This window comes from Rhodoferax sp. TH121 (genome assembly GCF_002251855.1).
Lineage (GTDB): Bacteria > Pseudomonadota > Gammaproteobacteria > Burkholderiales > Burkholderiaceae_C > Allorhodoferax.
The window spans coordinates 475,517-489,393 of sequence record NZ_NOXW01000022.1 but is presented as its reverse complement, the minus strand read 5'-3'; the positions used below and the strand labels follow the sequence as shown (position 1 = coordinate 489,393).

Here is a 13,877-nt window from a genome sequence, read left to right as displayed (position 1 = left end):
GTTTCGGCCGCCCCGGAGCTCACAGGGCAAAGCAAAGCCAGACCCGCAAACCGCGCCCGCCCGCCCCGCTAGCCAGCTGCAGATGGCTGCGGTGCACACGCGCGATTTCGTCCGCAATGGCCAGGCCCAGGCCATTGCCCTCAATGGCAGTGCCAGGTACGCGGTAGAAACGCTCCAGCACACGCCGCTGCTCGTGCGCCGCGATGCCCGGACCATCGTCTTCCACCTCCAAAAAAGGCGTGGGTGTGGCGTCCGCTGTCGCCGGGCGCAGACCACAGCGCAAGGTGACACGCCCGCCCGCCGGCGTGTACTTGAGTGCGTTGTCGGCGAGGTTGACCAGCAGCTCGCGCAGCAGCCATTCCTGGCCACTGATGTGGGCGTGGGCGACCTCCAGGCCAAAGTCGATGTCTTTGCGGGTTGCGGCCTCGAGCAGCGACTCCAGCACGGCCTCGCACAGTTGCTGCAGGTCCACGCGTTGCAGCGGCTGGGCCTGGGCGCTGCGGGCATCGGCCCGCGACAGGGCGAGAAGCTGGTTGGCCAGCTGCGAGGTGCGCCGCGCTGCATGGCGCAGGCGCAGCACCTGATCCGCTCCTAAAGTAATAGCTGCTTGCGCAGAATCCACGGTGGTCAAAGGCATATTTGATGCATTTTTGGAGCCGGTGACGGCCTGTGCCCATGCTTCCACCTGCGCTTGCAGACCCGCCAGCGGGGTGCGCAACTGGTGGGCCGCATCAGCCACAAAACGGGCTTGGCTCTCCGCTTGGGCATTGACCAAGCCAAACAGGCGGTTGAGCGAAAGCACCAGGGGGCGCACTTCGTCAGGGGAGGCGTCCGGGTCCAGCGCCGACAGATCACGTGGAGAGCGCCGCTCCACGGCGTCTTTGAGCTCCAGCAGCGGCCGCAACGCGGTACGCACCGCCCAGTTCACGGCGAAGAAGCCCGCCACAGCCAGCACCAGGTTGGGCAGCACCACCTTGAGCGCCAGCAGGGTCAGCCATTGCTGGCGCGGGTCTGAACCATCTGCTAAGCGCACCACCAACTCGCCAGCCGCCGTCTTGGCCCGCTGGCTGACGATGCGGTAAGTCACCCCCTGGTGTTCTTCGCTGGAAAACTCGGCTTCTTTGGTGGTGGGTGGCAGCCCTGTCAACCAGTCATTGCCCACCAGCACCTTACCCTCCAGGCTGACCACCGCAAAGGCAGCCAGTTCGGGCCGGGTGCTCAAGAACTCATCCACCGGCGGAGCAGTCAGCAGCACCGGCGGATTTTCGACACTGGCGCCCCCTGCGATGACAGAGTCGGCCAACAAGGGCGCGAGGTTCAGCAATTGGCGGTCTTGTTCCAGCGCGGCGCTGTCGGCGCTGCGAAAGTCGAACCAGGTGTTGAGCATGGCCAGCAAAAGCAGTGGCAGCAGCAGCAAGAGCAACAGGCGCCGCTGCAGGCCGGAGGACATGCCGCTGGTCATGGCAGCGTCAGCTTGTCAGCAGTTCCAGCCGGTAGCCAAAACCGCGGATGGAGCGCAGCGCGATGCCATGCGGCTCCAGCTTGCCCCGCAGGCGCGAGATGTAAACCTCGACCGCGTTGGGGGTGATTTCCTTGTCCCAGCCGGTTAGCGCCTGCAACAGCTTGTCTTTGTTGGCGGGCTTGGGGGCCTGCAAGAGCAGGTATTCCATCACGGTCCATTCGCGGGGCCCCAGCTCAATCGGCTGCACACTGCCACTTGCGGCGCGAATGCAAGCCTGGCGCTGGGCCGTGTCCAGCTCCAGCGGGCCAAAGCTCAGCGTAGCGGAGGTGGCAGCCTGGGAGCGACGCAGCAGCGCACGTAGCCGGGCCAACAACTCGGGCAACTCAAAGGGTTTGACCATGTAGTCATCGGCACCCATGTCCAGCCCCTGCACCCGATCCTGCAAGGCATCCCGGGCGGTGAGGATCAACACCGGCATGCTGTGCCCGCCCTTGCGCAGCGCCTGCGTCAGCGCCAGACCGTCCATCAGCGGCAGACCGATGTCGACCACGGCTACATCGAAAGACTCCGACTGGGTGACCTCCAGCGCACGCTCGGCACTCCCCACCCAGTCCACGGCATACCCGGCGTCTGACAGGCCCAGCTTGATGCCGCTGGCCACCATCACATCGTCTTCCACCAGCAGCAATCTCATAGCAATTTAGGCCTCCAGCCCCGTGGATATTGCGCAAACAGCTATCGATTCAATAGCAAATCAATGCGAGCGAATCATGGTCCCGAAGGCCTGATCGGTCAGGATTTCGAGCAGCAGCACGTGCGGTACGCGGCCATCGATGATGTGCACCGAATTGACGCCACTCTTGGCCGCGTCCAGTGCGCCCGCAATTTTGGGGAGCATGCCGCCACTGATAGTGCCATCCACAAACAGCTCGTCAATGCGCTTGGCGGTCAGGTCGGTCAGCAGGGCCCCCTGCTTGTCCAGAACACCGCTGATATTGGTGAGCATCATGAGTTTCTCGGCCTGCAGCACCGTGGCCAATTTGGCAGCCACCACGTCGGCGTTGATGTTGTAGCTCTCGTTGTGTTCACCAAAGCCGATGGGGCTGATAACGGGGATGAAGGCGTCGTCCTGCAGCGCCTTGACCACGCTGGGGTCCACGCTGACGATGTCGCCCACTTGGCCCACATCGTGTTCCTTGCTAGGGTCGTTGTTGTCCAGCATCTTGAGCTTGCGCGCCCGGATCATGGCACCATCGCGCCCGGTCAGGCCCACGGCCTTGCCACCGGCCTGGTTGATCAGGCCCACGATGTCCTGCTGCACCTCACCGCCCAGCACCCACTCCACCACGTCCATGGTGGGGCCGTCGGTCACGCGCATACCTTGGATGAACTGGCCCTGCATGCCCAAGCGCTTGAGCGCGCTCTCGATCTGCGGGCCGCCGCCGTGCACCACCACCGGGTTGATGCCCACCAGCTTGAGCAGCACCACGTCTTCGGCAAACGCCTTTTGCAGCGCCGGGTCGGTCATGGCGTTGCCGCCGTATTTGATGACCATGGTCTTGCCGTGGAACTTGCGGATATACGGCAAGGCCTGGGCGAGGATTTGGGCTTTGTCAAAAGGAGCGATGGGGGCTGCGGCGCTGGAGTCAGACATGGTCAAAGTCCGTAGTGGGTTCGGGAACTGAAGCGCGAATTGTGCCGCATTGCCGGATCAGATCCTTGCGGTAGCCCGACGGCCGGAGCCCTCAGGCGGGCTGGTAGCCCTGCACGTGCTGCACCATGAAGGCCTTGATAGCGGCTGCGTCATTGGCATTGGCCACTTGCAGCAGCACCTGCAACTCCCGCTGCAACACGGCCCAGGGCATAAACGGCTCGTGGGCTTTCATGATGCGCGGATGCGCGGTAGGCTGTGGGTTGTCACCAATCAGCAACTCCTCGTATAGCTTTTCGCCCACGCGCAGGCCAGTGACGGCAATCTCGATGTCCCCCGTGGGATGCGCTGCATCCCGCACCGACAGGCCCGATAGCTGCACCATGCGCCGCGCCAAATCCATGATCTTCACGGGCTGGCCCATGTCCAACACAAACACGTCACCGCCCTGCCCCATGGCTCCGGCCTGCAGCACCAGCTGCGCGGCCTCAGGAATGGTCATGAAGTAGCGCGTTACCTCTTCGTGTGTCACCGTCAGCGGCCCGCCGGCGGCGAGCTGCTTACGAAACAACGGTACTACGCTGCCGCTGGAGCCCAGTACATTGCCAAAGCGCACCATGGAAAAACAGGTAGCGGGATACTCTTGCGCCAAAGCTTGCAGCACCAGCTCAGCGACGCGCTTGGTCGCACCCATCACGTTGGTGGGGCGCACGGCTTTGTCGGTGCTGATCAGCACGAACCGCCGCGCACCACTGGCCGCGGCCGCTTGGGCCAGATTCAGCGTGCCAAAGACGTTGTTGCGCACGCCTTCGCCGGGGTTGTCCTCCACCATGGGCACATGCTTGTAAGCGGCGGCGTGGTAGACGGTGGCCGGCTGGTAGGTATCACAGATGGCACGCAGACGCTCGGGGTTGGACACGCTACCGAGCAAAGGCACCAACTCCACCGACAGCTGCCGAGATTTGCAAATGCCCTCCAGCTCCTGGTGGATGGCATACAAACCAAACTCGTTGTGCTCCAAAAGCAGCAACTGCCGTGGACACTGCAACACGATTTGGCGCGTTAACTCTCCGCCAATGCTGCCGCCCGCGCCACTGACCAGCACCACTTGCCCAGCCAAGTCCTGGGCCAGCAGGTCTGCATTGGGCGGCACAGGCTCACGGCCCAGCAAATCCTCCACATCCAATTCGTGGATGTCTTGCACCGTGACCTTGCCGCTGGCCAGATCGGCCATGCTGGGCAATGTACGGACGTGTACAGGCAGGCCCTGCAGAGACTCAATGATCTGGTTGCGCCGCTCGCGGGTGGCATTGGGCATGGCGAGGAGGATGTCGGTGACTTGCTCGTCACGCACCAGCTGCAGCAGCTTGGCTGACACATGCACCGGCGCCCCATTGATGCTGCGCCCATCCTTACTGGCGTCATCGTCGACAAACCCGACCAGCGTGTAGTGTCGGGCCATACCCAAGGCGGCGGCAGTCTGCGCTCCGGCCGAACCTGCGCCAAAAATGAGCAAACGTCCCCGGTCGCCAGCGGACTGCGCAGCAAGGCCGGCTAGCCAGAACCGGGCAAAGGCACGACTGGCGCCAACCAGCAACAAAAACACGATGGGTTGCAGCAAACCAAGACTTCGGGGCACCCCGGGCCATTGTTGCCAAAGCAACACCGTCGTCAGCACCCCGGCATACAAGGCCACCGCCTTGCCGGTGGCAACCAGAGCCGCTTGGCCGGTGTACCGAAAAATGGCCCGGTACAGCCCCAGGCGGACAAAAATGGGAACGGCCAGCATAGGAGCCACTCCGTAGACCCACCACTGCGCCCCCACTGGGTAATAGGTGTTGTCCAGGCGTAATGCGTAGGCAACCCAAGTTGCCACCAACGCCAGCACCACGTCCAATGTAATTACGGCCAAGCGCTTGGCGGCACGCGGCCAAGCCAACACCTGGCAGTTATTGAGCATTGACAGCGAAAGATTCCTTGCTTTGTCCCTGAGCAATTAAAGCGGCCAACCACTTGGGTGTCAGGCCACGGCCCGACCAGGTTTCCCCATTGGGACCACGGTACTTGGCAGCAACGACCACACCGGCTTTCTTACTGACCTTGGCAGATTTGGCGGAACTGCCAGCTTTTTTACCAGTACCCTTTTTGCCCGCATGCGGAGGCTTCGCCCCTTGCAGATCTTTGACAGTAATACCAAAGGCCTGCATTTTGGCCAGAATATCCTGCACCGTACTATTGAATTCCTTGGCCTTGATTTCACTGGCCTGCTTTTGCAGTTTTTCTATTTGGCTTTGGATGTCGATCAAATTGGACATAAGTACCTCATAAATCAGAAATGGATGATTATGCAGAAGCGTCAGACAATACTGCACGCAATACCGCACAAGTCTTGTTAATTTCTGCATCTGTCAAAGTAGGGTGAATCAAAAACATCAAGCTTGTTTCACCCAGATCATTTGCTACGACCAAATGCTCCTGAGGTCGCCACGGAGTTCCATCAAATGCACGCTCCCGATACACCTCCGAACATGACCCTTGGTAAGCCGGAACACCACGCGCATTAACTTCTGCAATTATTCTGTCGCGACTCCAATCGCTCTTCAAATTAGCGGGCACTACATACACATAACATTTGTACCAGGCATGCTCCCGATCTACAGGAATTACCGGAGCCCGTACACAATTAAACGAGCGGCAAATTGCAAGTATTTTTTCCGCGTGCTCGGCACGTCGTGCAGTCCAAGCCTTTAATCGCTTCAGCTGGATGCGCCCAATCACAGCTTGTATTTCCAGCATGCGCCAGTTGGTACCAAAACTCTCATGCAACCATCGAAATCCAGGTGGGTGTGGACGTTCATAGACCGACGCGTAACTTTTCCCGTGGTCTTTATACGCCCACATGGAACGCCAAAGCGACTCGTCGTTAACGGTAACCATGCCACCCTCGCCCCCCGTGGTCATAATTTTGTCTTGGCAAAAACTCCAGGCCCCTATGTGACCGATACTCCCGACACTTCGCCCCTTGTATCGGGCACCATGTGCTTGGGCACAATCTTCAATGACCTTGAAGCCGCGCTCCGTCGCCAACGCCATGATGGGATCCATGTCACACGGCCAGCCAGCCAAATGCACACAAATTACCGCCTTGGTACGGGGGGTCAATACCGCTTTGATTGTGGCCGCAGACAGATTCCCGCTATCGGGGTCCACATCTGCAAATACAGGGATTGCACCTGCATTCACTACACAAGAGACGCTGGCAATAAAGGTGCGGGGAGTCACAACCACCTCATCACCCGGCCCAATACTCAACCCTTTCAGTGCCAAGTCCAATGCCAGGGTTCCATTCGCCAGAGCAATGGCATAGCGAGTCCCACACCACAACGCGAATTCTTTTTCAAACTCTCGACACTCAGATCCGGTCCAATAGTTCACTTTGTTGGAACGCATGACACCCGCTACGGCGTCAACCTCCTCGTCAGTGAATTTTGGCCAAGGTGAAAACTCCGTATTCAACATAAATTTGAACTAAAAACTATCCGAACAAATCAACGCAAATTGCGCGCAGGATTGCCGGCAACAACCACACAATCCTCCACATCACGAACAAGCACGGCACCAGCGCCGATGATTGTGTGGCCTCCAATCACGACGCCTTGCTTGATCGCTACGCCAACACCCACCATTGTGCAATGCCCCACCTGGACGTTGCCAGAAAGATGCGCGCCAGGGCAGATATGGACACCGTCTGCAAGATTACAGTCGTGGTCCACCGTCGCTCCGGTGTTAATGATCGCCGCCTGCCCAATATGTGAATCTATATGGACCACCGCACCGGCCACTACAACCGACCCGCGCCCCAAACTGGCGTAGCGACTGACAGTAGCCCTAGGGTGCACCAAGGTAACCAAAGGTGCTCCCGCCGCACGCAGTTCCAAGTGCTTGCCCCAGCGCACGACACAGTCTCCAATGGAAACTACCACACCCTGGAACTCATGGAGGCGCGCCAATAATGCAGGGCTATTCCCAACAACGGGCCAAGGTCCATTGTGCGAACGTGCTGGCCAAGCGTCATCAAAGAAAACTACCTCCTCCCAACCTTCCGCTAGCGCGACATCCGCCACCACTTTGCCATGGCCGCTGGCCCCCAAAAGTGCCAACCGCTTCATGACTTGTTCCCAGTAAAACGCGGCATCGTAGCGTCGCCTTGAGCGTTAATACCTTCGCGAATCAGGACTTTCCGCACTGTCAGCCAGAGTATCTTTACATCAAGCCAGAGAGACTGATGGTCGACATACCAGGCGTCCAGTTGAAAACGCTGGTCCCAACTCACCGCATTGCGGCCATTGATCTGGGCCCACCCCGTAATGCCGGGTCGCACCTCATGGCGACGCGCCTGATCGGGTGAATAAAGAGGCAAATACTCCATCAATAGGGGGCGCGGACCAACCAGACTCATTTCGCCGCGCAATACATTCCATAATTCAGGTAACTCATCAAGGCTGCTGGCGCGCAAAAAACGGCCAAAAGGGGTCAGCCGCAGGGCATCGGGCAGCAACTCGCCGTCCGCGCCGCGCTCATCCGTCATGGTGCGGAACTTCACCATCATGAAGGGGCGCCCGTGCAGGCCGGGGCGGACCTGGCGGAACAGCACGGGACTGCCGAGACGGACACGAACCAGACTGGCCAGCACCAGCAAAGGCAATGCCAGCAGCAGGAGTGCCATGCCAGCCACCAGGACATCCATCGATCGCTTCGCCATATACGGGTATTGTCTCGTCATTTTGACCCGGGATGTGTTGCCTGCTTGCCCCATGTCTCTTCCAGCCAGTCGACCCACCGGTCGGCCAGGCGACGCCGATCAAACTCCTGCCGGGCCAGGGCCAGCCCTCGCTGGCCCATGGCCTTGAGCTCGCCTCGATCAGCCGCTGCCCGCTCCAACGCATCGGCGAAGGCGGAAGGACTGGCGGGCGGAACGGCAAATCCGCAACCATGCCGCTCAATCAGCTCGGCCAACCAGCCCGGGTAATTGTTCAACACTGGCAGGCCCGCCGCAATGTAGTCGAAGAACTTGTTCGGCGAGGTGCCGTAGTAGAAAGCCGGAACGTTGTCCAGGATCTGCATGCCTAGATCCGTGGCAGCCATCAGGCCGGCTAGGCGAGCCTTGTTGACTGGCTCGTGGAAGACCACGTTGTCCAGACCTTCGCGCTGCGCACGCGCCTGCAAGGCAGGTTTGAGCTTGCCCTGGCCGATCAGCAGCAGCTTGATATCGACGCGCCCACGGCGCTTGAGCTCCGCGGCGGCATCCAGCACGGCATCCAGACCGTTGGCCATGCCGTGCGTACCGGCGAATACCGCCATCAGATCGTTGGGCCCGATGGATTGCGGACGCCAGTGTTCGGGGCGTGCGCTAAACAGGTCGAGATCACAGCCGTTGGGAACCATGAGGATGCGCTGCGAGGACACGCCGCGGTGGGCGATGCCCTCCACGATGCCGGGCGACAGGCCGATTAGACGATGCGCCGAGCGGTAGCTGACCCACTCGAGCACGGACATGGCCCAGAGCACCAGTGGGTTTCGGATCGCCCCCATGGCCTTGGGAAGTTCAGGCCACAGATCGCGCACCTCGAACACAAAGGGCTTGCTCCGCAGCAAACGCGCGAAGATGCCCGGAAAACTAGCGGTCAATGGCGTTGTCGTAGCGAACACAAGGTCGTATCGCTCGCTGAGCACCAAGCCAACGCTGCGTGCGGCGAACTTCAGGAAAGTCAGCGTGCGCTTGAGAAATCCATCGCTGTTGGAATAACTCAAGTCAAACTCGATGATGTCGATGCCGTCGACCTGACCGCGACGACATCCCCGTGCAAACGGCTGCGTCAGGCCGGTCTCGCCGCCACCGTAACTGCCGCACACCATCGTGACCTGATGGCCACGCGCCAGTAAACGACGCGCCATCTCATAGGAACGAATGCCGACGGAGCCGCGCGGCGTGGAGAAGTGCTGATGAAAATAAAGAACCCTCATGCGGCCCACCGATAGTCTGTCATCAAGGTGCCGGCCTGCTGGATTTCGATCTCGAGCACGGGCGTCGGCGTCTTCTCGAGATAGTGCCGGGATTCCCAGCCTTCTGTGATCTCGCAGCGGAGGATAGGCATGCTGCCATGCACCGTCAGGATATGTGCCCCATTCGTAAGACGCCCCCCCTCCAGGACCCAGGCACCGGGCGCGAGGCGCCAACGCAGGACCGCGCGCCGCTCGAACCCGGCCACCTCGTCCTCGACGCACAAGGACGAGCCCGTCAGACGGACATACCGCCGATGGCTGGCCCCCTGCGAATCGCGGTAGGCCGCGGCGAAGCACAAACCCGTCTCGTCGTCGACCAGATCCCCGACATCGGATGTCCGCAACCAGTCACCCCACAAAAAACGCCCCAACCTCGGCATCTGGTCCCGGCCGTCAAACTGCACCGTGTTGTGGCCGGCCGTTCCGCCGAAATAGTCCATCCACGTTGCCTGCGTGTTGTAGCTGTAGGTACCAGCGTCACGCAACAAGTTGTCGCCATCCAGCCAGAGATCGAGATGCAGAGCATCGGCCTGACTGGGCCGGAAGCGAAAACGCGGATAGCGTAGCATGGCCATGGCCTGTCCACGACGCAGAACGGCAAAGCCGCCGCCGTCCGCACGGAGACCGGCCGCCGGCGCCAGCACATCGGAGGGCAAGGGCACGCCGAGCCAGCTCAGAGGATGGTCCCACGCGCCCGGCGCCTCCAGGGCGCGGCGCTGCGCGAACAGCGCTGCGGCCAACTGCAAGCTGGGTCGGAAATCGCGATATGGCGTCTCGGTCAGCTGCAGCAGCCGCGCCCCGTCATTGGCGCCGACATTAGGACCGTCGCCGCTGTAGGGATCGACCATGGCGTGCAGCCAGCGCATGGCGGCCAGCGCGCGGGCGGACCACTGCGCTGAAAACGCTGGCAGCGCCATGTGCCGACGCCAGACCTCCACCATGCTGAAGGTGTCGAGCATCACGCGGTGATAGTTCAAGGAATACTGGCTGAAACTGCCGTCCCGGGCGATCAGACGCATCGCGCGGTTTTCCAGCCAGCGACGCCCCTGACGGGCCCAGCGCGCGCCCTGCGGCACACCCAGCGCCTGCAGCCAGCTGCCCCCCATGAACATGGCCGCGGCCTCGGAGGTTCCGTGGTTGTTGTCCTGCCCCATCGCATAGGACAGGGTGGGCGCAACGCGCTGCAGATGCAGATAGATCAGATCGCGCAAGGCCGGCTCGGCCTTGCGGGTCTGCCCCATGATCAGCGCCGCCATGGCCAGATGCATGAGCCGGATGGACGCCTCCTGGCCGCATTTCCAATTGGGGCCCCGATACGGCGGGTTGTACCGGCACCAGTCGGCCAGCCATGCGTTCAGTCGCGCCAGTGCCATGGCATCGCCCTGGCGCACCCGCTGCGCCAGCGCCAGTACCCAATCCATGCGCGACAGCTCCCAGATCAGCTTGACGTCACCGACCCGCGGATCGAAATCAGGAATCTGCCACCACGCCCGCTCCGGCTCGGGAAAGCGTTGTCCCGTGAGTGGATTTGCCAGCCAGTCCGGCGGCCTGTCACCGAACGCGATCTCCCAGCGACCGAACAGACTGGCGCCACCTGACCAGGCGCTCGCCGGCGGCACATCCACCGGCGGTAAGCCGGGCTCGACAGCCCGGAAAAGCAGACCGACGGGCACAGCGGCGCGCAGGCGGCGCACCGGGTTCAGACCCGTACGGACACTCGCGCGATAGGCCAGCACTCGCGCGATGCTCGGCACACCCAGTGCCCATGCCGTACGCAACCGCGTCAGGAGCAGGCTCATTGCCGGCGCAGCAGCTCTGCCGCCTCGATGGTGACGCGCGTCACCTCGAAGATTTCCTCGGATGCGATCGCCGACGTACCTTGCTGCACGCTTTGCAGGAAGGCAGCGGCACAGGCGTTCTGCCCCTTGTCCTGGCGCCACAGGTTGAGCTTGCTAAAGCCCGGCCAGCCGTAAGCGCGCAGCTTGCGGAAGTTGTCCAGCTGCAGCGTGCGCCCCGCCGTGAATACCTCCACGCGCTCCTTGGGAAAGGCGGCGGCACCATTGGCCAGGTACATGATGGTGCCGAACGAGCCGTCTGCGAAGCCCAGGGTGATGGAGGCCTTGTCTTCCGTGACCGCCATCCCGGGCGTGTCCCCCATGCGTCGCGCCTGGACCGAGACGACCGGACTGTCCGCGAGAAAGCGCATGAGGTCGATGAAATGGCAGGCTTCACCGATGACGCGCCCGCCGCCCACACCCGCATCCTGCGTCCAGTGCCCGGCGGGAATGGCGCCGGCGTTCATGGTCATGATGAAGGACTTGGGCTCCTTCACGGACGCCAACAAGGCCTTCATCTTCTGTACCTGGGGCGCGAAGCGGCGATTGAAGCCGACCATCAGCTGCGGCCCACGGCCCGTGACATGGGCCTGCGTGTAAGCGGCCTGCACGTCAGCCAGCTCCTGCGCGTGCAGGGCCAGGGGCTTCTCGACAAACACATGCTTGCCGGCCCTCAGGGCCTGCACCACGAAACGCGCATGCGTATCGTGGCGGGTCACGATCACGGCCGTGTTGATGCCGGGGTCGGCCAGCATGCCCACCATGTCGGTGGACGCCTCGGCAAAGCCAGCCTTGCTTCCATGAATGACGCCACTGATGCCGCCGGAAGTCACGATCGTGTGGAATTGCGCCCCTGCCGCCTTGAAGGCGGGGATCAGCATGCGCGAAGCATAGTTGCCAGCGCCGATGAAACCCAGCACTGGACGGGCGATATCAAACTGCTGCTCGGGACGCAGGGACACGCTGCGTACATCACGCACAACCGCTGCGGCGCTGTACTTCAGCAGAGTGCCCAGTCCGCTCTTGTCTTCGGTCAGCTGCCGATAGGCCGCCGGCGCATCGTCGAAGGCATAACGGTGCGTGATCAAAGGCCCGACGTCCAGCTGCCTGGAATTGAGCATGTCCAAGATGGCCTCGAAGTTGCGCTGCTCGGTCCAGCGCACAAATCCCGGCGGATAGTCCATCCCACGCTCTTCATAGGCGGGGTCGTAGCGACCGGGACCGTAGGAGCAGGAAACCTGGAAACTCAGTTCCTTGGCGTAGAAGTCAGCGCGGTTTAGTTCGAGCCCTGTGACACCGACGAGCACAATACGGCCGCGTTGACGACTCATGCGCGCCGCCTGCGTAACCGGATCGCTTGACTGGGTGGATGCAGTGATGATGACGCCGTCCACCCCTAGTCCGCGGCTGAACGACAGACCGGCAGCAACAGGGTCTTCGCCCCGCCCTGGATTGCAGGTCTCGGCGCCAAACTGGCGGGCCAGGGCCAGCTTGCCTTCATCGAAATCGATCGCCAGCACCCGGCAGCCGTGCGCGCGCAGCAACTGCACCGTCAGCAGACCGATCAGACCCGCGCCCGTGACCACGAAGGCCTCACCCAGCGTCGGCTGCGCCAGCCTCATTCCCTGCAAGCCGATGCTGGCCACCACGACGAAAGCCGCAGACTCGTCGTCCACGCCGTCCGGTATACGTGCACACAGGTTCCTGCCCACCTTCACCACGTCGGCATGCGGCCCGTTGGAGACCACGCGATCCCCGGCCTTCAGTCCGTCGACCCCGGTGCCAACCTGCGTCACCACACCCACATTGCAGTAACCTAGAGCCAGCGGCTGCGCCAGCTTGGAACGCACCGCCTCGATAGTCGTCATGAGTCCGTCCGTACGGATCTTGTCCAGCACCATGCGCACCTTCTCCGGCTGCTGACGCGCCTTCTCCAGGTAGGAAGCGCGTCCAAAATCGACCAGCATGCGCTCGGTACCTGCCGAGATCAGGCTGACCGTGCTGTGGATCAGCACGGTGCCGGCGCTTAGTGCAGGCGCGGGTGCTTCGGCAATGTAGGTGTCCCCCTTGCCCATGTCCTGCAATATCTGTTTCATCAATCGATCCTTAGAGCTCAACGCAAACGGGCCGGACGTGCGTAATTGATAAGCACGGCCCGGTAGGGCCCTTTGAAAACGAACATGCTGCCGGCAGCGGCCCCGACCACTCCAACGGCGTCGATGAGCTCCTGCATGTGCTGGGTGTTGCCGGCCCCGCCCAGCAGGGTCAGCGGCGTGGAGACCGTCGCCCGGACCTTGCGGGCGAGGTCCAGATCGTACCCCTGCATTTCACCGTCACGATCGATCACATTGATGACGATCTCGCCCGCACCCAGTTCCACGGCCCGCTGGCAGAATTCCAGCCAGTCGATCTTGTGCCGCTCCTTGCCGTTGTGCGTGTAGACGGAATAGCCGCCCAGCAGGCGGTTGCGGCGCACATCCAGGGTAACCACCACGCTTTGCCCACCGACGGCCTGCGCCATCTCGCGGATCAGCTCAGGTCGCTTGAGCGCCGCGGAACTGATCGACACCTTCTCGAAGCCGAGCGCGATGATCTGGGCCGCCTGGCTCGCGCTGGAAATGCCGCCGCCGTAGCACAGGGGCATGCGAGACTCTCCTGCCAGATTACGCAACAAGGCGAGATCGGGTGAGCGGCCGTGCACGCTGGCATCGATGTCGACGAACATCAGTTCGTCGACCTGTTTCTCGTTGAAAATCTTGACTGCATTCAACGGATCGCCCACGTATTTCGGATCCTTGAACTGACATGTCTTGACGAGCCCTCCGTCGTGCATGAGCAGGCAGGGAATGATCCGGGAACGCAGCAT

At 61.8% G+C, this 13,877-nt stretch carries 12 protein-coding genes; all 12 read right to left on the bottom strand.

Annotated features, from left to right (window positions below):
- Positions 1-19 precede the first annotated feature (19 nt).
- Positions 20-1,450, bottom strand: coding sequence for a sensor histidine kinase (locus tag CHU94_RS16650; RefSeq protein WP_094482821.1), 1,431 nt, complete (start codon positions 1,448-1,450; stop codon positions 20-22).
- Positions 1,451-1,469: 19 nt separating this feature from the next.
- A complete protein-coding gene (locus tag CHU94_RS16645; RefSeq protein WP_094481931.1) occupies positions 1,470-2,156 on the bottom strand; it encodes a response regulator transcription factor in 687 nt (228 codons plus the stop codon).
- Positions 2,157-2,216: 60 nt separating this feature from the next.
- A complete protein-coding gene (gene argB, locus CHU94_RS16640; RefSeq protein ID WP_094481929.1) occupies positions 2,217-3,116 on the bottom strand; it encodes an acetylglutamate kinase in 900 nt (299 codons plus the stop codon).
- Positions 3,117-3,207: 91 nt separating this feature from the next.
- Positions 3,208-5,073, bottom strand: a complete 1,866-nt coding sequence (locus CHU94_RS16635) for a nucleoside-diphosphate sugar epimerase/dehydratase (protein ID WP_094481927.1) — start codon at positions 5,071-5,073, stop codon at positions 3,208-3,210.
- Entirely contained in the window at positions 5,063-5,428 is a 366-nt protein-coding gene (locus CHU94_RS16630; protein ID WP_094481925.1) for an H-NS family nucleoid-associated regulatory protein, read from the bottom strand. The genes CHU94_RS16635 and CHU94_RS16630 overlap by 11 nt, the downstream gene beginning before the upstream one ends.
- 28 nt (positions 5,429-5,456) lie before the next feature.
- Entirely contained in the window at positions 5,457-6,632 is a 1,176-nt protein-coding gene (locus CHU94_RS16625) for a DegT/DnrJ/EryC1/StrS aminotransferase family protein (RefSeq protein ID WP_094481923.1), read from the bottom strand.
- Between the two features lie 29 nt (positions 6,633-6,661).
- A complete protein-coding gene (locus tag CHU94_RS16620; protein WP_094481921.1) occupies positions 6,662-7,282 on the bottom strand; it encodes an acetyltransferase in 621 nt (206 codons plus the stop codon).
- Complete coding sequence (locus CHU94_RS16615) at positions 7,279-7,875, bottom strand: sugar transferase (protein ID WP_094481919.1); 597 nt, start codon at positions 7,873-7,875, stop codon at positions 7,279-7,281. Before CHU94_RS16615 ends, CHU94_RS16620 begins: the two co-directional genes overlap by 4 nt.
- 17 nt (positions 7,876-7,892) lie before the next feature.
- Positions 7,893-9,137 (bottom strand): glycosyltransferase family 4 protein, encoded by a 1,245-nt coding sequence (locus CHU94_RS16610; RefSeq protein ID WP_094481917.1) that lies wholly within the window; start codon positions 9,135-9,137, stop codon positions 7,893-7,895.
- Positions 9,134-10,975: an alginate lyase family protein gene (locus CHU94_RS16605; protein ID WP_094481915.1), complete on the bottom strand. Its 1,842-nt coding sequence runs from the start codon at positions 10,973-10,975 to the stop codon at positions 9,134-9,136. The genes CHU94_RS16610 and CHU94_RS16605 overlap by 4 nt, the downstream gene beginning before the upstream one ends.
- Positions 10,972-13,107 carry a bi-domain-containing oxidoreductase gene (locus tag CHU94_RS16600; RefSeq protein ID WP_094481913.1) on the bottom strand — a complete coding sequence of 712 codons (2,136 nt, stop codon included), beginning with the start codon at positions 13,105-13,107 and terminating at the stop codon, positions 10,972-10,974. Before CHU94_RS16600 ends, CHU94_RS16605 begins: the two co-directional genes overlap by 4 nt.
- 17 nt (positions 13,108-13,124) lie before the next feature.
- Positions 13,125-13,877: an AglZ/HisF2 family acetamidino modification protein gene (locus CHU94_RS16595; protein WP_094481911.1), complete on the bottom strand. Its 753-nt coding sequence runs from the start codon at positions 13,875-13,877 to the stop codon at positions 13,125-13,127.